Raw genomic sequence first — 22,569 nt, 5'->3', positions numbered from 1 at the left:
TAGGTTGATAGAGTCTAATTTATTTTGTCTTTTCCATAAATCTTCAATTTGAGGAGAATTCCAACCATACTTATCTAMAGTATCTTGAAGCATTCTTCTATATTTTTGATCAGTTTTAAAKACACTATCTAATTCAGTTTTTATTTCTGATTTATYATTTTCAGACAATAATTTTTTCTTTGGATTTTCTTTACAACTAAATATGAATAGGAATATTACARTGAAGAATATGAAATTTATTTTACGCATTTTCTCTGAAATAATAGCATACAACGGTCTCGGTTATCGCCAGTTGGCGGAGTAAGGGACGCGGATTTGTCGGCTTAGTGTTGGTTTGTTGGTCAAGTTAATTATTTTCTTTCTAGTGGTGCCGGCTATTGGCGATGAACCGTTGTTGGCTGCTGTATTTTATTACGCTAAATATTAATCTTCCCATTTTTTTGCCTTATTCTCAAGTTGATTTAACATTCTGTCCAATTTGGAACGATCTAACAGATTTCCTTTAAAAATTACCGTTTCAATCTTCTGAGTGTTACTAATATCCTGTAGAGGATTTGCATTTAAGAGGACTAAGTCAGCTATTTTTCCAGGTGTAACAGATCCAATTTCCATTTCTCTTTTTAAATATCTTGCGGGTTCAATTGTAGCTGCTCTAAGGGCATCAATTGGTGGCAACCCACCTTTTACCAATAATTCGAGTTCTAAGTGTAAAGTATAACCAGCATTTGTATCTGATCCTGCAAGGATATTTACACCTGCATCATTCAGGTTACTAATTATTTTCAATCGATAATCATGTATTTTTTTTAGTCTTCTTTTTGGGTCGAATTGATTGGCAATCGGGGTTAAATCTGCAAACCATGGATAAAGATTTTTTAAGTTTTGGTTATTTTCTAATCTAGGATCATTAAAATGAGAAGCCATATGTTGTATAAGGAGAGTTGGAACAATATAGGTGTTATTTTCGGCAAGATAATTATGTAATTTTTGACAGAGATTAGAATTTAAAGTTTCTAGTGGTTCCCATTCGCTTTTATTCCAAATATCCAATCGATCTTCTGAGGTAGGATCCGTATTTAAATTGTTTATCCTTGCAATATATTTCTTACGCAACTCTTTTTCCTGATCTGAACATGCTAATTCTATTCCTGTCATGTGTTCTATAGTTCGGTGACCAAGTTCTACGGCTTCCCAAACACTGACAGAGATTGGAATCTCTCCAGATACTTCCATTCCTAATTCCAAAGCACGTTCATGGATTGCACGATAGGATTCTGCCGATAAAAAACTGTAAGTTTTTAGGAAATCAAATCCTTGTTTATGTAGTTTGGTTACTACATCTTTTGCTTTTTCAGTTCCGTTAATTGCTATCACTTGGTGGGTCGGAAAGAGTGGATTAGGGCCGTCTAAAAGAGGACTGCCTACAACCATATGAGGACCTAAAATTTCGCCAGAATTAATTTGCTGCTTTAATTCAAGTGTTTTAAGACCTCCACTTAATTCCCGTACTCCTGTCACGCCGAAAGCCAGCGCAATCGGCATGTATAATTTACGCATGTCTTTTTCTTTAGAGTCAGGATAGTAAAAATCCCAGGGTATAGCTTCAATCGTATCACTTACGTTATGCATATGCATGTCCCAAAGACCAGGTATTAAATACTTACCAGTCCCATCAATTACCCTAAAATCAGTAGAAGGAGTAATTTTAGTTTGATTCACAGCTAATATTTTTTCTCCATTAATAATTACTGTCATATTAGGTTTGGCTACACCTTCTAGAACATCAATTATAGTAACATTTTTAATTGCTGTTGTTTGAGCTATTGAAACTTGGAATGTCAAACCTAGTATTAATGTTAAACTGAAAATAGTAGTAATTGATTTCATAATTAATATTTTTAAACTTAAAAAATAAATATAACTAATTAAAAATCAAATATTTACGTTTTTATCCTTGTAGAGAAGTTATCGAATTAGAAAGGTTGATCTATAAAATATTGCAGCCAACGGTCTCGGTTATCGCCAGTTGGCGGAGTAAGGGACACGGATTTGTCGGCTTAGTACTGGTTTGTTGGTCAAGTTAATTATTTTCTTACTAACGGTGCCGCTTATTGGCGATGAACCGTTGTTGTGTGTAGTGTAAAGTAACGAAACTGCTGAAATTTTTAATTTTTATTTTTACTTATTGTATCGAGAACTTTATAATTTTTAATTTGATAATTTTTAAGTTCCACCATTGTTTTCAAAGTTCTATCTTTTGAGTCTAAGAAAGTGAAAAGCATTTCTTTATCCTCCATTATTAAGAATTTATATACGTCCAGGGATTGAACCTTGAATGTATCAAAATCATCAATAAATTCTGTTTTCAGAACCTTGTCTAAAACATCATTTTCTATATCTGAAATTTCAGATTTTAGAGTTGAACTGAAAAGTTCTTCTAAGATTGTTATGTCTTTTTCTATTCTGATCAAATCAGTAAAATTAATTCTGTATTCGAAAATTTTATTCTGGTTTTTTAAGAAAATCAGGTTCACATAACCATCATGATCAAATGAATTTTCATTCATTATTATTTCATTAAAAGCGACTAATGATATTACTGAAGCGAATTCTTTAAGTTCCTTTATTGGAATAGTTGATTCATGTATTTCAACCTCTAAATTTTTATTCTTTTCAATTATTAAATTCTGAGATTCTGAAATTTTTAAAAGTTTGCTTTCTGCAGCATTTGCTTTGTCATCGCAAGATTGTTGAATAATTAATAAAATTATAATCATCAGGATCTTTTGTATAACCTTGAAATAATGCATCAAAATAAAGTTTTTGAACTCATAGCTTTCAATTTACATTACCCACAACGGTCTCGGTTATCGCCAGTTGGCGGAGTAAGAGACGCGGATTTGTCGGCTTAGTATTGGTTTGTTGATCAAGTTAATTATTTTCTTACTAACGCTGCCGCTTATTGGCGATGAACCGTTGTTGTATGCTGTTTTCTTTTCGAATAATTCTCTTAAGTTTTAGGATTGAGAATATTCTTCATCAAATCTTTTTTGAGCATAATCATTAAATTCCTTGAGTTGTTCTTTAGATAAGGTTGTTTTAAGGCTATCTAATTGTGAACTTAATTTTGAACCATATGGGGCACCAATGTTTTCATGATTTTCATATGACTCTGTATTATCAAAAATTTTGTCTAGTGTTGTTTTAGCTAATTCTAAATTGGATTTTTGATCTAGAAGATCTTGAGAAGAATTTTTCTCGTTGGAGTTGCAACTAAATAGAGAAATTGCGGTGGCTAGAATTAAAATTTTTTTCATGAAGTTTTTAAATATTTTAAAGTTTAAATTATGTTTTTAAGATAGTCGGTTTTTAATCTTCTCAACGAGATTTTTGTGAAAATTGCATACAACGGTCTCGGTTATCGCCAGTTGGCGGAGTAGGGGACGCGGATTTGTCGGCTTAGTATTGGTTTGTTGGTCAAGTTAATTATTTTCTTACTAACGGTGCCGCTTATTGGCGATGAACCGTTGTTGGGTGCAGTTCTAGTTGTATCGTGACATCAACATATCAGCTGTACTCATATATTCAAATGGGTTTTTTTCGCTCCATCCGATGTAATTTAATCTGACCTTTTTGTTTTGAGTTACATAAAATCTGAATTCAAATATTAAAACGCTTTGTTCAAAATACCCTAAATATGTGTTTCTGAAATATCTGTCACTTCCAGGTAAAATTCCTTGATCAATTATATCAAATCCTTGAAGGTCTCCGTAAACTCCTTTAGGTGGCTTAATACTCATGATTTGGAACTTGTTTAGATAATCATTTTTAGTTGATATTTTTTTTGATTCATCCCATGTACCTCCTAGATTTTCTACAATAAAATCGACATTGGCTTCATGATCTTTATTCTTTAGATTTTCGAAAAACGTTTTTACTATTTGATTTGCTTCCTTTAACGAATGTTCAGTTGGAGTTTTTCTTAGGTCTAAAACTTGAGATTGGCAGAAATTTATTCCAGCTATAAAAACTAGAATGAAAACGTAACATTTTTGCATCGGTAAGATTTGGGTTAATTTATGTTGCTATAATACGAATTTTGATGTGAATTGCACCCAACGGTCTCGGTTATCGCCAGTTGGCGGAGTAAGGGACGCGGGTTTGTCGGCTTAGTATTGGTTCGTTGGTCAAGTTAATTATTTTCTTTCTAACGCTGCCGCTTATTGGCGATGAACCGTTGTTGGCTGTAGTTATTAATATCGAGAATAAACATTTTTGAATACTTTCGATTTTAAATCTTTATCAATTTTTGAAATAACACCAGTTTTTTCCATTTTTTGATTTTCAAGGTTTAGAATAAAAACTTCATTGTCATTATTCTGAAAAAAATAGAGACTGTTGAAGTTCTTAGAGATTTTTTCGAATGGGATTTCTAATTCGCATAATAGTGTACCTTCTTCATTAAAAAATTGTGTTGTTTTATGATAACCTATTTTTATAATTCCATTTTCGAAATCGGATATTTTGGAATTAGATCTTATTTCTAAAATATCTTCTCCTTTGTCATTTAAGATTCTATTGGTAAGCCAGCAATAATCTTTTCTCGCTGTATCTTTTCCTGAAGTAGTGAGCCAAAAGTTATTGCTAAATAAGGTTAAGTCAGAATATCTACCTAAAACTTTTTCAGGATAATTATGAAAATTGATTAAGAAGTATTTATTCTGACAATAGTCATTAAACTCTTTCCCTTTTCCAGCATACAAAATACCTTTAGCCATTTGATTTCCAATAGTAAAGATTCTCTTAAACTTGGGATTTACAACATACTCTCCACTTTTATTGATTATACCGTATAGATGGTCAAAAAATCCTTGATATGTTTCTATAGTTTCTGGTTTATCTCTCCAAGGAGAATTATCAAATTCTCTAGTAGGGATTTTCTCTGCACAAACTATTGCATAATCATCTTTGAAGTTAGTTACAAATATGAATTTAGGTTCAATTATCACCTCATTTCTTAAATTTTTGTAACCCCAAAGATTGTTTTCCTTAAAAGGTATAAGTTCCATAATTAATAATTACAGCCAACGGTCTCGATTATCGCAAGTCACGGGAGTGAGGATGCGGAGTTGTCGGCTTACCGCTTTGTTTCCTGGTTTTCTAAATTCCACTTTTTCGACAATACCCGTTATTTGCGATGAATCGTTGTTGGGCGTAGTTATTTAGGTTGTATACTCCCTAAATATTCATCGGCAGTCATAACTGGCAATAAAGACTTTTTAAAATCTTTTCCATTCCTGGTTATGATAATATCACAGTCTGAATCTGTAGCACTAAAATATTGTAAAGCATCTTCGAAATCATTAAAATCAGAGTTCAATCCTTTTTCAATAATGTGTTCATCCAATTTACAGATTTCACAAATGATCTTGAATTTTCTCAGTTTTTGCTGTGCAATTTTTGATGACTCGAATTTTGAAATAAAATAATTTAAGGTTGCAAACGAAATAGGAGAAACCACCAATATCAATTCTTCTTTATCTGCTAATGAAGCTACTTTGGCAATGGAATCATAAAATGGATCTCGTTCACCAAGTAAATCGAGAATTACATTTGTATCTAAGAATAATCTTTTTTTCATCTATTTGTATTTCTCAAGTAATGAATCAGAATATTCTTTCTTATAATCCAAATCAGTTGGAATTTTTGTTCCAGTAGCTAAACTTTTTACGAAAGGAGAAATTTCAAAATCTGAATTTTTCTTGTCAGTTGTCAACGATTGTAAATATGCTTCTACAATTCTCGATAAACTCATCTTTTTATCCGAAGCATATTTTTTTGCTCGTTCAATTATCTCCTGGTTTAGTTTTAAAGTCAATTTTGTATCCATGATAAAACAATTATACGTACAAAAATAAATAAAAAATCCGTATAATTTTAAATGGAGCAGAATTTAGTGAATAATTACGCCCAACGGTCTCGGTTATCGCCAGTTGGCGGAGTAGGGGACGCGGATTTGTCGGCTTAATATTGGTTTGTTGGTCAAGTTAATTATTTTCTTTCTAACGCTACCGTCTATTGGCGATGAACCGTTGTTGTTGCGCGTTAATTTACCTTTACATATGTTTCCTTGTAATCTTCTTGATTATCTTCTAAATCACCATTTTCATTGAGAAATAGTACAAATGCTCCAAGTGAAGTTTTGTAATCATTTATTGTATCACTATTCGGCCAATGTTGTGATCCAAAATATCTGAAAAATACAGCACTATCTTGTGCAACTAGATATTTTCCTTTTCTAATTAAAGTGTCATTCTGTATTGTTACTGAAATTTTTTTCCAGGTATTATCGTCAAATACTGAAAGTTTTGCGTTTGAAACTTTATTATTTAAGTTCCATACTCCAGAAATATTAGGTTGTTCAGCTGAATTATTCTTTTCAGTAGTCGGAGTACTAATTTTTCTTTCTATAGTATTGTCATCTATACAACTTGAAACAATTATTGCACAAGAAAATACTAGAATTTTAAGCAGTCGTTTTAAAAATTTTATGTTCAAATCTCAAAAAAATTTATGCGCTACAACGGTCTCGGTTATCGCCAGTTGGCGGAGTAGGGGACACGGATTTGTCGGCTTAGTATTGGTTTGTTGGTCAAGTTAATTATTTTCTTACTAACGGTGCCGCTTATTGGCGATGAACCGTTGTTACCCACAGTAGCTAATTGCTAAAACTCAAAAATAAACTCTATAAATTTTTGATAAGATGTTGTCTAAAAACAATGGAAATTTCTAAGATTATTTTTTTTTGACAGTCCAAATTGAGGACGAAGCTTTTGTCGGATATTTATAATTTCTATCTAATTCTATTTTTTTCTTAGCCGGCTGTTCTTTTTTATTCTGTATTTCTTTTTCTGTCTTTAGTTTTTGTGAATTTTTTTTGCCTTCTATATGGACAATCAGTTTCTGGCTATTATTTCTTAATGCAATAATTACGTCAATTGGAGAGCATTTTTTAGAACTATCCTTTTTGGTTAATTCTTTTAGTTTCTTGTAAATTAAATCTGATTTTTTGGTTTTTCCCTTTTTTGCAGTCAACAGAACTTTTGCTTCATTAGCATTTAGTTTTAAAGGTTTTCTTAAACTATACACTATTTTTAATGATTGTGAAAAGGAATAATTAACCATGAATACATCTTCAAAGTAATCATTCTGCATTTTATATTTTTTTAAAATTCAATCCCAAATCTAAAAAAATATGATTTGCATTAAGTTATTGAACTTAATTTTATTCAGCTATTGTGGGTAACGGTCCCGGTTAACGCCAGTTGGTGGAGTAAGGGACGCGGATTTGTCGGCTCAGTATTGGTTTGTTGGTCAAGTTAATTATTTTCTTACTAACGGTGCCGCTTATTGGCGATGAACCGTTGTTGCTAACTGGTTTTTATTCCTGGATCATGTTAAAGGCAAACTCTTCAGTCCGTTTAATATATTCTGAATCATATTTGCTTAATTCTTCATTCGACTCGTATATCATTTTAGAATTTTTAAAGTAGAAATCTTTCTGAATGGACTCAGAATTCTGATCTTTTTCATAGAAAGCAATTTTTAAGCTTCCAAAGATCAATTCTTCATCATTATAGAAAAATTCAAAATTCTTATATGTCTCTTCTAATGCTTCGTTATATATTATTCTAATTGGGGTTTTTGAGTTTCCTTCTTTAAATAGATAATATATTTCCCAACCACCATTTTCTATCGAATCAGCTGCTTTTAAAAAACCTTCTACTATTCCCTCAGAGTATTTATTCTGATTAGAATTTATATTCTCAATAATTGAATCTATTCTATCTTTTTCTTTTATTATAAGATCACTTTTCTGCTGTCCAAAAGAACTAATTGTGATGGTAAGGAAGATTAAAAAGTAGAAAACTCTCATATAAAAACTTGTTTGCAACGGTCTCGGTTATCGCCAGTTGGCGGAGTAAGGGACGCGGATTTGTCGGCTTAATATTTGTTTGTTGGTCAAGTTAATTATTTTCTTTCTAACGCAACCGTCTATTGGCGATGAACCGTTGTTGGCTTTTAGTTTTTTATTGCTAGCCCTATTTAGAATTTAATTTTTCAGGAATTAATTATCATTTACAGAAATCATCGCACTATAAGTTTTTATAAATTCTTTCCCGTGCTTTGGATTAGCTTCAATTATTCCTTTCAAAGTTTTTCGATTAGTGTTTAAGTTAGTTTGATATTGGAAGCCACCATTTTCTAATTTTAAAGTATCTGGATTTTGAAGTTTTATAGGGTTATAGGAAATACTATCCGCAAAAATCACATTTGTATTTTTATTCAAATTATATCCTACAATTACTATTTCTCCAGAAACTATTGAATTTTTTTCATAGCTATTTGTGTAGCTAGGGATATCTCGAATCGAAATACTATCGAATATGTATTTTGAATTCAATTCTAAAACGAGACTTCTTAAACTATCGTTTTCAGCCTTAAGTTTTTCTATCTCTGAATTTGAAATATTAGAATTCTTTTTCTTTCCACAAGAAGCTATTAAAAGCAATAAAATTAAGGCTAATGTAGTTCGGATCATTTTATAAAAAATTAAAGCCAACGGTCCCGGTTACCGCAAGTTGCGGGAGGAAGGACCCAGATTTGTCGGATTAGTTGATTTAATTATTGGTCTTTAAAATAACAATTTTCATCTAGCGACCCGTTATTTGCGGTGAACCGATGTTACAAATAGTGGCGATGGTACTAAATTAATTTTATATATATTGTAATTCCAACCAAATCTTAAATTTTTATAAACTCTTACCTAATCCAGTCTTTCAGGACTATGTTTCCTCGTATTTGTTTAATATTCATTATAATCTTCGCTTTTTCTAATTGTTCGAAATCTGAATTGGAAATAGATGAAAATATAAACGTTGACAACGCAGATTCAAATACATCAATAAAGTCATTAAATCTTAAACAAACTGATCTTGGCTTTTCAAATAATAAGTCAAGTGTTTTTTCATTGGCTGATATAGATGGCTTGCAGGAAAGCGGAATTGTTTTATTTGAAAAGGGTAAATATAAAACTTATACCATCTCAGTTAAATTAAAGCGACCTGATCAAAAGTATTTTTCAAATCTAGTTATAGAGCAAAAAGATGAAGATTTTCGAGGTTATGTAATGAAATATTTTCCAGAAAACATTCAGGAGCATTTGGCTAAAAATAAAGATCAAGAACCAAACTTTAATGGTAGAATTGAATTTTCCGGATTTAGATATAATTTAACTGAACTTAAGGAATTAATAGAAGAAACGGCGGATTTTAATCGAACTTCCAAATCATCTAAATCTTGCGAATCTTATATCGAGGTAACTTATTCTTATCCATGTAGTGGGTCAACGGGAAATGGTAAACACTGGCCAGGGGATATTTGTTTTGCACAAGGTGCTGATAGGGCAGGAACTGAGACTATAAGATTAAGTACTAATCAGTGTACTGGTGGTGGAGGTAACATTGGAAGTGATCCCGGGGACACCATTGGAATTGATGATGGGTCAGGTGGTAGTGGAGGAACATTCAACCCAGGCGATGGAAATACAATACCAAGCACACCGGAAGGATTTGGTGATACAGAAAATTCTCAATTGATTGCTCAATTGTTGGAATATCAACCGCAACCGTATCATTCTGCACTAGCTCATAAGAATTATAGGGAACAAATAGGCAATTTTGCGATAAGTTCAAATATGTTTCCAGTCAATTGGGCTTTAAGAAACCATGCAGAATTATCAAATTTGAATGAGAATGAATTATATCAGGTAAGTGTTCGTGCGAAAACAATCATGGCCATTATGGCAAAAAATGATTTTGCAGACTTTGAAACTTATTCGTCCTTTGACCAGAGAGTAGTTACAGAAAACACTTTTTTTATTGGTGTTTTACCTTCATTAAAGGAACTGGGAGTTGATCTACCCAATACAACTGAAGAATGGAAAGAATTTGGGGAATTCACCATTGCTATGCTCATAGAAATTTTTCCTGAACCTATTCCCGGAGTTGGAGAAGCTTTATCTATCTACAATGCAATAAGCTCATTTAATGCGGGTGATTATACAGATGCTTCTACGGAGTTAGCTTATGCAGTAGTTGGTTTCTTACCCGTAGGCAAGGTTTTTAAAAATGTTGCCAGAATAGCCAAAGGATTTAAGATTGTTGTAAAAATGACCAAGGCTCTTAGGAAAGCCAAAAAAGTTAAAAATGCAATTTCTAATAATTTCGACTTAGCATTACAAAATTTTAATCAAATTGGGATTCCTGGTAATGAAGGAGTGAGGGTTTTATCAGGAACTTCGGCAAAACATGCTAATAGCTTTTTTGAAAGATTATCTAAAAATTTTGATGAAGAGTTTGTAATAAATACTGAGAATGGAGATATTTATGTTAGGAAAATGTTGGACGGTAGTAAAATACAATATAGAGAGTGGGCTACTCAAAGTGATGGAGTAGGAAATTTAGCAACAATTGAATTTCTAGGGGGTAATTACAATCGTAAAATTCAAAAAATAAAATTTAATGAATAATTTGCTCGAAATTAAGCATGTTCATCATCTCTTAGAACTACTTATGTATACTACAGATAGTATAGAGCATGTAACTAATTTACAATCTTTTGTTAGGTATTATAGTGAACCAAAAAGTGATAAAGAATGTTTAGAAATATGCCTAGTGCTTTTAAAATATGTTATGATTATTGGATGTATAAAAATACATTTTCCAGATTGGTCTGGAGAGTATAGTAACAGAAAAAATAATATTGACATAGGGTTACTGGAAATACAAAATAACTGGGCTAATTTACAAGAAATTGAATTAATAAATGGTAAAAAATTATTGATTGAATATTGGATAGAGTGGACTGATGAATGGAGAGAGGAACTTTTAAAACTGAAACTGCTTGAAAACTAATAAGCTTTTTTAAATCATAGGATTTATCATACTGACCTCTTTTTTTGATTACCAATCTTATGAGTTATTGGTGAAATTTTAAATGAATTAAAATCAACCAGAACAGAAGAAGATGAAGAAGCTGCTAAAAATTTCCTTAAAACTTTAATTTATAATTCCCTCACAAAGATAATTTTAAATAAAATTCAGTCAACTAATAAATTATTTGTTAAAAAGATTGAGGAAATTAATCACTTTTTAAAACTTTTAAATGAATATTGTAAATATTTTTGATAGCAAAAATGTATGTTTGCATTATAGTTATTTGATTATGTACACAGATTCATGGAAAGAATTAAAATTTGTGCAATTATATCCTTAAGTAATTTTGGTGAAATAGGACTGTCTTGAGCCATTATTTGTAACGGTCTCGGTTATCGCCAGTTGGCGGAGTAGGGGACGCGGATTTGTCGGCTTAATCTTGGTTTGTTGGTTAAGTTAATTATTCTCTATCTAACGGTGCCGCTTATTGGCGATTAACCGTTGTTGTAAACTGGAACAACACCGTACTCTTAGTTATGAAAATCTATTTCTAATAGTTTGAATTTTGTTCTAAAATTTCAGAAATCAATTTCTTGTATTCTTGAACATTTTTATCAAAATTCCTTTTTAGATGAGACCCTAATAAAACTCCTATTAGTAATAAAATTCCAACAATTAAGTATGTATAAAAATTGTTACTGTATTCTAGAACCATTGCAGCTAAAAAACCTAAACCTAAAATTATGTGCCCATACATTATTAATTTTGATAAAGGATGTTGAGAAAATGAAACTTCTACATCTGTTTCATTACCAGAACTAGTTTTAGAAATTTTTCCATTTACAATTATGTTATTTTGAAGGTTTATCTCAAATGGAAGTAGAAGCCTTTTTCTTAGTTTAAAGTTGATTAGATTATATTTATTATTCTTCATATCAAAGGCAAATCTCTTTGCATTCTCGAGCGATGATTTTAACTGCTCGCTAATCTCTTCAGGACTATTTTTAACTTGAAAATTCCAGTTTTTCATATTCTAAATTAAAATAGGTCTTGGCGACTTTAAAGTTGGTTGTTTGATAATTGCAATTTAAAGCAATCTACGATTTACTTTTTAAATTTTTCTTTTTACTCAAAATTTTGAAGTTGTTCTTGTTTACAACGGTCTCGGCTATCGCAAGTTGCGGGAGTAGGGACTCGGAGTTGTCGGTTTATTTGTTTTCTTTCCTGGTTTCTAAAATTACACTTTTTCGGCAATACCCGTTATTTGCGATGAGCCGTTGTTGGCAGCTGTGGTTTATTACTGCTTAATCTTAATATCAAATCGTTTAGCTAAATCAATTACGTATTTTTTATGTGAGCTTTTATCGTTCTCAATATTTTCAAAGTAATCCTGAATCAACTTTGCACCCCTATTCTTATCAGTCTGTAGAACAATTAAAGCTACATCTAGTTGTGCTCGTGAAGAATGAGAATGTGATGGATCTCCCCAATTCTTTATAATTTTTTCTCTGGTATCAAATAATTGAAACCATTCAAAACCTTTAAATTTTAAACCATCAATTATAATTTTTGAATTGTTCGAATCAGAATCTATTTCCCACCATTTATCGGTTTTTTGAATTATTGTCTCAAGTCTATTTCTAATTTGGCAGTCATATTCTTGATAAAAAGGCTTCTTTTTTTCTGAAAATTCTATCAAATACAATTCTTCTATGCATACACCGAGATTAACGGTGAATTTTCCATAAAAGCTTTCTCTTACTCCAGGAATTTCATAATTGTCGCCAACTGGAAATTGTCCACTCTGAAAATTTATTACTTGGAATAACCCAGATTCCACCTCACGATTAAAAGTCCGACCACGCTTTTTAAATCCTAATGGTTTCAAAAACTGATGTATTTCTTTTTGAATTAAATCAAGTTTCTTTCCATAATCTGGTTTATTCATTTCTGAAATAGAATTAATTGAATTTTGATCTTTACTTTTCTTTGTAAAATTCCACATATTCTGTTAATGTTGTTTATATGCAGGGTTTTGAGACCATTGCTGCCAACGGTCTCGGTTATCGCCAGTTGGCGGAGTAGGGGACGCGGATTTGTCGGCTTAGTATTAATTTGTTGGTTAAGTTAATTATTTTCCTTCTAACGCTACCGGCTATTGGCGATTAACCGTTGTTGTTGCAAGTTTTTCTTTGCTGCAGCTATTACAGCACTCCAAACCAAAATTTTCTAATGTTATTTTTTTAAAATCCTTCTCCTTTAAATTAAAGTTCCATCTAAAGAATTCCAAGAGATTAGAAATTATGTCAAGTTTAATTTTTCTTGAATATGTGAACTTCTCCTTTAGGTTTTTAATTCCATAATTATCTACAAAGTTTGGTGAAAATACTTCGGTCATTTTTTCCCTTATTTCTGCATCACTTTTACCTCTAAGATAATCGAACTTTGAAATTATCCTTGTTGTTTTGCAAGAGAACATATTATAATACTGCTTTATAGAAACATCCATTTTATTTAGAAAATCTTGCTTGTCAAAAGAGTTGTCGCTAACTAAATTATTGGAATTAGGAATTTTTTTTATCAATTCATAATTCTCATTTAGAACTGGGATTTTATATTTAGGCGGAAATTTCATATTGTAGTTAAACACAACTAAAGATTTATCTAATTTATTTTGAAAATATTGATCAGCAAATCCTTTTTCTTTAAACCAATCTCTATATTCTTCAACAACTTCTTCTCCTAGTTCTCTTATTTCGGGAGGAATATTGAAATCAATAAAATCTTTGGTTATTAATCTACATTCGTTTGTTAAGTGATATTTTAGTTTTCCTCCACTCTCAAAAACATACGTTTTTGAATCTATACGCTCGGGTACCTCTTGATAATATTCTGCATAAAATCTATCCTCATCTTCCAATAGCGCTTTATAATTAAATAGATAATTTACTTCAAACTTATTCAGAATGTAATATACCTGAGGGTCATTATAAACGAAGTCTAAAAATAATTGTAGATCAACTTCTTGTTTAATCTCAAGTTTTCTACATAACCTGGAATATGTATAATTTGTTAAGTGTGCCATTCTGAAAAATTTGCTACAACGGTCTCGGTTATCGCCAGTTGGCGGAGTATGGGACGCGGATTTGTCGGATTAGTATTTTGTTGTTGGTCAAGTTAATTATTTTCTTTCTAACAGTGCCGCTTATTGGCGATGAACCGTTGTTGTTGCTAGTTTTTTATTTTCAAATGTTCTTTAATATCTGAAAGGTCATATTGAATATCTATAATTGGAGTTGAAGGCTTGAATGCATGAGGTAAATTACATCCTTCTATAATTTCAAGATGGTCTTCGTATAATGCAAACTGATTTATCTCAAAACTTTTATCACATTCATTATACCTTTCTAATATGAATTGATAAGTAGATAGATCTAATCCTTCATCTTCATCTAATTGCTTTTTCAGTTCTTCTCTATTTAATTGATACTGTTTATTTTTCTTTTTTAAAATATCATCTTTTAAATAAGTTAAATCAACGATGTCTGATAATTTTAAGGCTTTCCCAGTATCTGTTGAATAGTTATAAAATTCTGTCCAATTTGTACAGTATGCACCGCAGCCTTCCGCATCAATTCTTAATGAAAGAATTCTATTTTTATTATAATTAATTTGAAAATCTAAGAATACCAATCCGTAAGAAGCCCACTCATTTAATGTTGAATCAATACTTATATTTGGCATTTCTTCTCGGGTAAGTTTATTTTTTAAGTCATAATTTATTAAAGAATCAATTTTTTTATTTCCAGTTTTAATTAAAGGATAGTAATTATTTTCTTCAAACCCGGATGTAAGTTTATCGCTTAATTCGATTCTTATAGTATCAATCTTAACTTCTTGTCCAAAAATATTAAATGAGATAAATAAAAATGATAGGCTTAGAAGTAATTTCATTCTTAAAAAATTAGCTACAACGGTCTCGGTTATCGCCAGTTGGCGGAGTAAGGGACGCGGATTTGTCGGCTTAGTACTGGTTTGTTGGTCAAGTTAATTATTTTCTTTCTAACGGTGCCGCTTATTGGCGATGAACCGTTGTTGTTGCGCGTTTTAAATTTCTCAATCTTCTTTTTAGTAATAAGTCGGTTTATAATTTTTGTAATTCAAATTTTGATGATTCTTTAGATTAATAATATCCTTGAATAATATCTAAGATTACTAAAAATACAGTTAGAATAAACGCAACTTTTATAGTTTTGTTTTTTTGTTTCATAATTGCCCAACTGGTTGTTAAAAATAGGATCAGATAAATTAAACCCCAATTTAAAACTACTTCACTATAAAGTTCTTGGGATTTATAATAATAGGGTACAGGACCTTCTCCACCGAAAGGATAATTTGAGGTTTCGTTTTTAACTGAAACAGTATAAAATTCAGTCAAATTTAAAAGTGCTGATATTCCATTTATAATTAGACCAGCTACTCCGAGTAATTTAAATTTCCTTTTAATCGTTTTATTATTTTTTGTCAGTTTTAAAATGCGCTACAACGGTCTCGGTTATCGCCAGTTGGCGGAGTGGGGGACGCGAAGTTGTCGGCTTAGTATTGGTTTGTTGGTCAAGTTAATTATTTTCTTTCTAACGGTGCCGTCTATTGGCGATGAACCGTTGTTAGCTATAGTTTTTTGAATCAAAAGGTTCGTCTAAAAATTCTAAATCAATATAATAATATTCTTCTCCATTTTCTTTCTGTTCATATACGTCTATAAAATCCCTAATTCTAAGTTTGAATTCAAATACTGTAGTATCAATGAGAACTATCTTTTCGAAGTTTCTAATTATTTCTCCATTTTCTTTTTGATTACAAATCAGTTTAGAACGCTTTTCATTTATCAAAATTTGCCTGTGCGGATTCTTATTTAAAACCTCTAAGAATGTTCTTTTTTCGAATACATCAATTTTTTTGTTCTTATCAATTATTGTGTCATACTTTATGATTTGACAGTCCGAAGTTTTAATTGAAATTCGATTCCAATTAGTTTTAATATTTTGAATAATTTCTTGATGTCTCTGGTTGAACTTTTTTTCACTTTGTTTTGAATAATATTTATTTATGCGAAATATTATATAAAGTGAAACTAGGAGTACTACACTAAATATTATAGACATTTTTAGTTCCGATTTTTCATCAAAAAATTATTGCTAACGGTCTCGGTTATCGCCAGTTGGCGGAGTAAGGGACGCGGATTTGTCGGCTTAGTATTGGTTCGTTGGTCAAGTTAATTATTTTCTTTCTAACGGTGCCGGCTATTGGCGATTAACCGTTGTTGGCTGTAGTTAATTGTTCGAATAATCTGTAAATTCTCCTTTTTCATTAAATAAATAACTCCTTCTATTATTTTCTAAATCTTGGAGTATTTGTTTTTTCCCATCAAATTCACCCATAATTGGTTCTACATATCTTCTTAAAAATTGACCAGGTGAAGAAACTAGTCTTTCTTCCTCTTTAAGTAAATACCATTTTTCTGGAAGTTCAACAATTATATGATAATCTCCTTTATTGTCAATAAGAGATTTGAATATTGGTCGTTGCTTTAAGCTTAGATTAATAAAATTGAGGTTGGAAATTATTTCTCTATTCTGTGGTTTATTTAGTGGACCTTTTATTTTTATTAATTGATCATAAAATACAGATTTTCCTGCACAAGCATCATTTAGGTTTACAATTATGCAAAAATCATCTAGTTCCAACATTACCGTTTTTCCCAAGTGACTATCTACATAATCATAATTTTGATCAGAAATTGAGGGGTAAATTAAAATTGTTCCAAATACATCTGGATGAATTATTGCATTGGTGTAATGACTTCTTGCCATACAATGAATGTGATGCATATCCTCCCAATAATGTTCATCACCAATATTTGGAGAGTTTTCTCCTAGTTTTTGATCTGCTCTTAGATAGTTATCTTTTAAATAAGTTTTGAAGTATATTAAGCACAGCCACAGATATAGTAATTTAATTTTTTCTTTATCCCTATTTAATTCTTCTATTACCTCATTATAATTTTTATCTAATAATTTACTAATTGGAATTTCATAGGTTTTTCCTAATTCCGTATTACATTCTTGGCAACACGGGACTTTATAATGACCATATTTAATTTTAGTTCCATTAGTGAGGTTTATTTTTTCTGAATGTAAATTGAACCTCTTAAGAATCCAATTTGGAATTACGTGTTCATTATTAAATTTCTTAGAACCAGGTTTTGCTCCACAAATGAAACAACATTTACCTTCAATAATGTCCTTTTTAAATTGATCTAAATTGAAAAATACTATTTCGCCTTTTGAATTTAAAATACTATGATTCTCCAAATTATCTTATTAATTACAGCCAACGGTCTCGGTTATCGCCAGTTGGCGGAGCAAGGGACGCGGATTTGTCGGCTTAGTATTGGTTTGTTGGTCAAGTTAATTATTTTTCATCTAACGGTGCCGCTTATTGGCGATGAACCGTTGTTACATACAGGTTTTTATTTCTCTAAGCTTGTAATGATGTTCCTGCATTGGAATCAAAACAATTTTATCTTTTTCTACAGATACAATCTGATATATATTTCTTTCAGTTGTATCTTCTATTGTCAGGAAAAGAAAGAAGTTATTTTTAATTTCTCCGATAAACCAATTTCCAACCAATGGTCTGCTTTGGTCCCAAATTGTTTCTAATATTTTAATCTTTCCATTTGGATCACTAATCGGATGAATATTATTTAGAAATTTTGTTTTGATCGAATCGTTTAGAATTCTCCAGCAATCTCCAACAATTAAATTCTCAATTTTTTCTCTTGTAGAATTTATTGGGTAATTAAGATTTAGTGGACGAAATACTGAATTTGTATTTGAAGCAATTTCAATTTCCAGTGAATCAGTTTGATATAGTTTATACTTAGAATTTAGATTAGCAAATTCACTCTCGATGATACTTTCATTTTGATTAATTCTAACTTGATATGAAGTGTCAGATGCGATTTGGCTTATTTCGTTTTGATCAAAGTTTATAATTACACCCTCAATGTTATTTGAATGCCATTCGTTTTTATCTATGATTCTGTCATTATAAGACATCCAAATTCCTTCTAGATTTTGGCCAATTATGGATTCTGAAATAGAAAACAGAAAGATTAGAAGCAGAAAATTTCTCATAAAAACTTGGATGTAACGGTCTCGGTTATCGCCAGTTGGCGGAGTAAGGGACGCGGAGTTGTCGGCTTAGTATTGGTTCGTTGGTCAAGTTAATTATTTTCTTACTAACGGTGCCGCTTATTGGCGATGAACCGTTGTTGTTGCGCGTTAAAAGTTTTTTGCCTTGTGATTAAAGTTTGGTTGATATCCAATTTGTTCCTTTTATAATTCCTTCAAATTGCGATCTTAATCTCTCAGCTATTTTTGCCAAATATTCTTGCTCAATATCTTGATTTTCTTGCAAGACATATAACTGAAATTCCCGGTCAGAATGATTTGTTGAAATTGAGGGTCTGAACCATTGTGCTTCAAATCCGTAATCTGCGGGATGATAAGAATTATATAAAGTTAATTGTCTATCTAAATCTTTATTTAAATAGGTTATTTTATCATCTATATCATTCTCTTGAATTTCAATCATTTTATAACCGTAGTCAGTTATTAAATAATTAAAATGAACTTGAACTTTTTCTATGAAGTTTTTGCTTTTTGAATTTGATGACATTCTAACTTTTTATGCGCTACAACGGTCTCGGTTATCGCCAGTTGGCGGAGTAGGAAACGCGGATTTGTCGGCTTAGTATTGGTTCGTTGGTCAAGTTAATTATTTTCTTTTAAATGCTGCCGCTTATTGGCGATGAACCGTTGTTGGCACTCGTTATGCTAGATTAAATATTGTTCTTTAGCCTTATTTATAATTTCTCCCATTTTACTATGATCAATTAAAACAAAAACTGATGATGATCCGAAACTTGAATATCCAAAATTTCTCTCTGTAGGGAAGATTATTAAATTTTTATTTATGATAGCAAAATAAAGAGGTGGAGCGATAAACAAAATTCTACCAACTCTATTTACGTCTTTCCAATTTATGTCTTTTTGTTCTCCTTTTTCTTCATAAATAATTCGGCTGTGATTTACTTTTACAGTTTTTATTCTATCGAAAAGGACTATGCTTAAACCAATTAGTAATAATCCTGATCCACTAAAAATTATAAGATTATTCCAGTCAGTTGTATGGTCAGGATTGTAAAATTTTAGGATACTTAAACAGAGTAATAATATTCCAATAGTCAGAATTAAATATCTCCAAAATAGGGCTTGCATTTTATTACTTTCTATCAATTGTATTTCTCTTTTAATGAGTGCCAACGGTTTGCGGTTATCGCAAGTTGCGGGAGTAGGGACGCGGACTTGTCGGCTTACCGGTTTGTTTCTTGGTTTCTAAATTTACACTATTTCCAGAATACCCGTAATTTGAGATGAACCGCTGTTGGCACCTGTATTTTTTAATCAATATAATTGTTGTATTCGTCTGCGAAATATGCTGCTTTGGAAGAATCACTAAAATTGAAAACTTCAAAAACTCCTGTTTGGCTTTTAAAAGTCAGTTCTCCATATCTTACAATGGAAATTTTGAAATTATCCTTAAACCTTAAGTCAGGTGTCCCATTTTTATTTACTTTGTTCCAAGTTTCTCCAACAATTTTCGAATCTTTTGGTATTCGTTCAGTTTCTAAAAAATTAGTATAATCGTAGGTTAAATATAATTTGTCCAATTCAAGTAGTCCAAAATTTTTCTTACTGTCGAAAAATGCTGCAAAACCGGGATAAATATAAATATCACTACCATTTTTATTTTGAAACCACATAGCTTCATAAACTGTATTCAAAAATGGTAATTTTCGATAACCAATTTGTGTTGGCAATCTAGTTATATTACTTGAAGCTTTAGATCTATTGTCTTGATTCGGAACTGCATTTGTAATATCCCAAATCTGTTTGCAATTCATTAGTTCATCAAATGCAACTTTTAATTTTAAATATTTCTCATCTAAAATGCGATCCATATGGATTTCGATATCAACCTGACAATCATCTATCTGCTTTTTTAAATTTTGTAGATAATCTTTTTTTTCTATATAATTTTTATCAAAATACTTTATGATAAACCCGATTATGAAGATTTTTGATATTACTCTTAGAGTATTTGCATTTGATACTTGAGATTTTACAATTTCGGTTTCTTTTCTTATTGAGTTTAATTCATTATTTGCAGCAATTAATGATTCTTTTAATGGAATCAATCCATTAGTGGTCAAATTTGAAGCAGTTTTACTTTTAATTTCTCCTTCAAATCTATCAGGTATAAATATTTCATTTTCTTCAAAGTTCCTTAAGTCATTAATTATTTTGGAATTCCAACCTGAAATTTTTTTACGATCATATATTCCGGTGCCTGGAACTCCAGTATTCAAATAGGCACCGTTTTGATTTAAATTCACATTGAATCCTTTGGGGCCAAATGTTGTACTAATTCCACTTTTACTAAAATTCACGTAAAACCCTGGAAATATCTTTTGTCGTCTTCTAAATTTTAAACCCATAATAATTTAAAATATTGGTGCCAACGGTCTCGGTTATCGCCAGTTGGCGGAGTAAGGGACGCGGATTTGCCGGCTTAGTATTGGTTTGTTGGTCAAGTTAATTATTTTCTTACTAACGTTGCCGCTTATTGGCGATGAACCGTTGTTAGCCTACGTTATTTTTAGATGTTTGGGTAAACGATTATACCATTTTATAGTACTGTAACAAGCTTTATGCATAAATACATTTAATTGTTCTAAATCATTTTCTGGACATTCAATTCCTGAAGATTCAAAATTTGACTTAGCGTGTACAATTGCATTTCTAGTTGTATATAAAGCATTCCCTAAATGGTTAATAACTCTATCCTTTGTATCTCGTTTAGTTTTATATTCTAGATTTTTAAGGTTTGCACGATTTCTAATAGATAGTGGTAAATCTTTATAGATGTCTACTAAGTCAAAAGTGTTATCAATTAATGACTTTACTAGTTCTTTATCTCGAATACTTTTTTCGTAATTCTTGGTTAGATCAAAAATTGAAGCAATATAATCTGCATCTAATGTAGTAGAATTAGAAGAATCTAATTTTTTACGCATTGCTTCGAACGCATCTATTTTGGAATAAAATGGAGCAAAATATTCGAATATTTTGTAATAAGTCAAAAATCTTAGATCCTCGCTTATTGCTTGATTAGCTTGTACAAATAAATCCATCCCTGGATTATAGTCAGCGGGTGAATTTGGTAAGTTTTTAATTTGCTCTTCTAATTCTTCTTCATCATAATCTTCAGGATGATGAAATGTTGAAAAACTAAATCCGATTTTGTAAATATGGGATAATTCAAAGAAAAAAGATTTGATTAGCTTTTCTTCATCCTTATCATTTAATCGGTCCTCTTTTTTGGGATATTTAACTTCAACAGCGACGTGACTTGAACAAGGTGGATGGTATTTACTAAATTCATCTTTTTTCGTAGCAGCTATTCCAATTAAAATTGGCTCTGTAACAATTTGTAAACTTATACCCTCTTTAGTTGTTGAGTGCAATAATCCTAAATAAAAAATTGGTCCAAGATCACTTGCTGTGATTACTCTTTGAGTTATTCTATCTGTTGTGACTTTATTGTAATTGTGAATTTTGAAACTTTCAAGATCTTCAAATAGGAAAAGTAGCTCATCCGTTTCTACCTCAACACCGGCTTCTTCTTTAGGAAAAGGAAAATATACATATTCCAGATTATCATCTATTTCATCTTCTAATTCATCTAGATTGAATTTAGTTTCTAAATCCTTAAATCCTTTCCTTAATAAATCTATTTCTTTTTTTGTTAGTGGCATAGTAAAATAATGTAGGCTAACGGTCTCGGTTATCGCCAGTTGGCGGAGTAGAGGACGCGGCTTTGTCGGCTTAGTATTGGTTTGTTGGTCAAGTTAATTATTTTCTTTCTAACGCTGCCGCTTATTGGCGATGAACCGTTGTTGGCAATAGTGCGTTAATTTGATATTATTTTATTAATTCTTGGTTGAATGAACCATACACCAATTGGAAAGAACCAAATCATAAAAAATTCTCCTACAAAATCACTGAAAGTTACCGAACGTTTTAATTCAACAGTTTTTATTGTTTTAGAAACAAAATAGAGTAAGTAAAACATGCAGAACATCGAGAATAAGTGCAATGGAATAATGAATAAGAGCAATATTCCCACAGTGCCACCTGCCGCATTACTACCGGAAGAGAAACCATATGAAGCAACGCCAAATAATAGAAATATTAGCAATAAATATACTACTGGGATGAATAGAAATATTCGGAATTTTTTAATTTTTAAATTGATACCATCTGGAATATATTTTTGAAGTCCGTTTCCAACCGACCAAAACCATCCCAAAGTAGTTCCTAAATATAGCAGCATGATCAAAGGGAATAGTTTAAACCAGTTTAAGAAGGATGGATCTGGA

26 protein-coding genes are annotated in these 22,569 nt (G+C 31.2%); 2 read left to right on the top strand and 24 right to left on the bottom strand.

The annotated features are described in order from the left end of the window. Positions 1-423: 423 nt before the first annotated feature. The 11 genes from FLP08_RS15120 to FLP08_RS15070 form a co-directional block, all read right to left on the bottom strand. Positions 424-1,887: an amidohydrolase family protein gene (locus tag FLP08_RS15120; protein ID WP_156277978.1), complete on the bottom strand. Its 1,464-nt coding sequence runs from the start codon at positions 1,885-1,887 to the stop codon at positions 424-426. A gap of 278 nt (positions 1,888-2,165) precedes the next feature. Further along, positions 2,166-2,810, bottom strand: coding sequence for a hypothetical protein (locus FLP08_RS15115; RefSeq protein ID WP_156277977.1), 645 nt, complete (start codon positions 2,808-2,810; stop codon positions 2,166-2,168). Positions 2,811-3,017: 207 nt separating this feature from the next. Next, the gene (locus FLP08_RS15110; RefSeq protein ID WP_156277976.1) at positions 3,018-3,317 is read right to left on the bottom strand and encodes a hypothetical protein; all 300 of its coding nucleotides are present in this window, start codon (positions 3,315-3,317) and stop codon (positions 3,018-3,020) included. Positions 3,318-3,542: 225 nt separating this feature from the next. Next, the gene (locus FLP08_RS15105) at positions 3,543-4,058 is read right to left on the bottom strand and encodes a hypothetical protein (RefSeq protein ID WP_156277975.1); all 516 of its coding nucleotides are present in this window, start codon (positions 4,056-4,058) and stop codon (positions 3,543-3,545) included. A gap of 195 nt (positions 4,059-4,253) precedes the next feature. After that, positions 4,254-5,069 (bottom strand): WG repeat-containing protein, encoded by an 816-nt coding sequence (locus FLP08_RS15100; RefSeq protein WP_156277974.1) that lies wholly within the window; start codon positions 5,067-5,069, stop codon positions 4,254-4,256. 149 nt (positions 5,070-5,218) lie between these two features. Then, a complete protein-coding gene (locus FLP08_RS15095) occupies positions 5,219-5,641 on the bottom strand; it encodes a type II toxin-antitoxin system VapC family toxin (RefSeq protein ID WP_156277972.1) in 423 nt (140 codons plus the stop codon). Next, positions 5,642-5,890, bottom strand: coding sequence for a DUF6364 family protein (locus FLP08_RS15090; RefSeq protein ID WP_156277971.1), 249 nt, complete (start codon positions 5,888-5,890; stop codon positions 5,642-5,644). It lies immediately after the preceding gene. A 215-nt stretch (positions 5,891-6,105) separates the two neighbouring features. Next, positions 6,106-6,558 carry a hypothetical protein gene (locus tag FLP08_RS15085; protein ID WP_156277970.1) on the bottom strand — a complete coding sequence of 151 codons (453 nt, stop codon included), beginning with the start codon at positions 6,556-6,558 and terminating at the stop codon, positions 6,106-6,108. A gap of 237 nt (positions 6,559-6,795) precedes the next feature. Next, positions 6,796-7,215 carry a hypothetical protein gene (locus FLP08_RS15080; RefSeq protein ID WP_156277968.1) on the bottom strand — a complete coding sequence of 140 codons (420 nt, stop codon included), beginning with the start codon at positions 7,213-7,215 and terminating at the stop codon, positions 6,796-6,798. Between the two features lie 226 nt (positions 7,216-7,441). Next, the gene (locus tag FLP08_RS15075; protein ID WP_156277966.1) at positions 7,442-7,936 is read right to left on the bottom strand and encodes a hypothetical protein; all 495 of its coding nucleotides are present in this window, start codon (positions 7,934-7,936) and stop codon (positions 7,442-7,444) included. Positions 7,937-8,128: 192 nt separating this feature from the next. Continuing rightward, positions 8,129-8,602 carry a hypothetical protein gene (locus FLP08_RS15070; protein WP_156277964.1) on the bottom strand — a complete coding sequence of 158 codons (474 nt, stop codon included), beginning with the start codon at positions 8,600-8,602 and terminating at the stop codon, positions 8,129-8,131. 312 nt (positions 8,603-8,914) lie between these two features. Between FLP08_RS15070 and FLP08_RS15065 the strand changes: the two genes are divergently transcribed. Together FLP08_RS15065 and FLP08_RS15060 are read left to right on the top strand one after the other, a co-directional pair. After that, entirely contained in the window at positions 8,915-10,591 is a 1,677-nt protein-coding gene (locus tag FLP08_RS15065) for a hypothetical protein (RefSeq protein ID WP_156277962.1), read from the top strand. Next, positions 10,584-10,976: a hypothetical protein gene (locus FLP08_RS15060; RefSeq protein ID WP_156277960.1), complete on the top strand. Its 393-nt coding sequence runs from the start codon at positions 10,584-10,586 to the stop codon at positions 10,974-10,976. Before FLP08_RS15065 ends, FLP08_RS15060 begins: the two co-directional genes overlap by 8 nt. A 571-nt stretch (positions 10,977-11,547) precedes the next feature. Here the strand turns inward: FLP08_RS15060 and FLP08_RS15055 are convergent. From FLP08_RS15055 to FLP08_RS14995, 13 genes are all read right to left on the bottom strand, one after another. Beyond that, positions 11,548-12,027, bottom strand: a complete 480-nt coding sequence (locus FLP08_RS15055; RefSeq protein ID WP_156277958.1) for a DUF423 domain-containing protein — start codon at positions 12,025-12,027, stop codon at positions 11,548-11,550. Between the two features lie 267 nt (positions 12,028-12,294). Beyond that, positions 12,295-13,002 (bottom strand): DUF4304 domain-containing protein, encoded by a 708-nt coding sequence (locus FLP08_RS15050; RefSeq protein ID WP_156277956.1) that lies wholly within the window; start codon positions 13,000-13,002, stop codon positions 12,295-12,297. Between the two features lie 150 nt (positions 13,003-13,152). Beyond that, positions 13,153-14,082, bottom strand: coding sequence for a hypothetical protein (locus tag FLP08_RS15045; RefSeq protein WP_156277954.1), 930 nt, complete (start codon positions 14,080-14,082; stop codon positions 13,153-13,155). A 146-nt stretch (positions 14,083-14,228) separates the two neighbouring features. Then, the gene (locus tag FLP08_RS15040) at positions 14,229-14,951 is read right to left on the bottom strand and encodes a hypothetical protein (RefSeq protein WP_156277952.1); all 723 of its coding nucleotides are present in this window, start codon (positions 14,949-14,951) and stop codon (positions 14,229-14,231) included. A gap of 229 nt (positions 14,952-15,180) precedes the next feature. Further along, positions 15,181-15,435, bottom strand: coding sequence for a hypothetical protein (locus FLP08_RS15035; protein WP_156277950.1), 255 nt, complete (start codon positions 15,433-15,435; stop codon positions 15,181-15,183). Positions 15,436-15,664: 229 nt separating this feature from the next. Next, positions 15,665-16,162: a hypothetical protein gene (locus FLP08_RS15030; RefSeq protein WP_156277948.1), complete on the bottom strand. Its 498-nt coding sequence runs from the start codon at positions 16,160-16,162 to the stop codon at positions 15,665-15,667. A gap of 168 nt (positions 16,163-16,330) precedes the next feature. Next, on the bottom strand, positions 16,331-17,371 hold the full coding sequence (locus FLP08_RS15025) for a hypothetical protein (RefSeq protein ID WP_156277946.1): 1,041 nt from the start codon (positions 17,369-17,371) through the stop codon (positions 16,331-16,333). A gap of 144 nt (positions 17,372-17,515) precedes the next feature. After that, positions 17,516-18,199: a hypothetical protein gene (locus FLP08_RS15020; RefSeq protein WP_162431102.1), complete on the bottom strand. Its 684-nt coding sequence runs from the start codon at positions 18,197-18,199 to the stop codon at positions 17,516-17,518. Positions 18,200-18,368: 169 nt separating this feature from the next. Further along, positions 18,369-18,743, bottom strand: a complete 375-nt coding sequence (locus FLP08_RS15015) for a hypothetical protein (RefSeq protein WP_156277942.1) — start codon at positions 18,741-18,743, stop codon at positions 18,369-18,371. 158 nt (positions 18,744-18,901) lie between these two features. Then, complete coding sequence (locus FLP08_RS15010; protein WP_156277940.1) at positions 18,902-19,390, bottom strand: hypothetical protein; 489 nt, start codon at positions 19,388-19,390, stop codon at positions 18,902-18,904. Positions 19,391-19,527: 137 nt separating this feature from the next. Next, entirely contained in the window at positions 19,528-20,625 is a 1,098-nt protein-coding gene (locus FLP08_RS15005) for a DUF4236 domain-containing protein (RefSeq protein ID WP_156277939.1), read from the bottom strand. 150 nt (positions 20,626-20,775) lie between these two features. Next, a complete protein-coding gene (locus FLP08_RS15000; RefSeq protein ID WP_156277938.1) occupies positions 20,776-21,945 on the bottom strand; it encodes a hypothetical protein in 1,170 nt (389 codons plus the stop codon). 155 nt (positions 21,946-22,100) lie between these two features. Continuing rightward, a partial coding sequence (locus FLP08_RS14995) for a hypothetical protein (RefSeq protein ID WP_238388511.1) occupies positions 22,101-22,569 on the bottom strand: 469 nt, incomplete at its 5' end.

Source organism: Christiangramia aestuarii (genome assembly GCF_009735585.1).
GTDB classification, from domain to species: Bacteria; Bacteroidota; Bacteroidia; order Flavobacteriales; family Flavobacteriaceae; genus Christiangramia; species Christiangramia aestuarii.
This window is presented reverse-complemented; position numbering and strand designations above follow the sequence as displayed.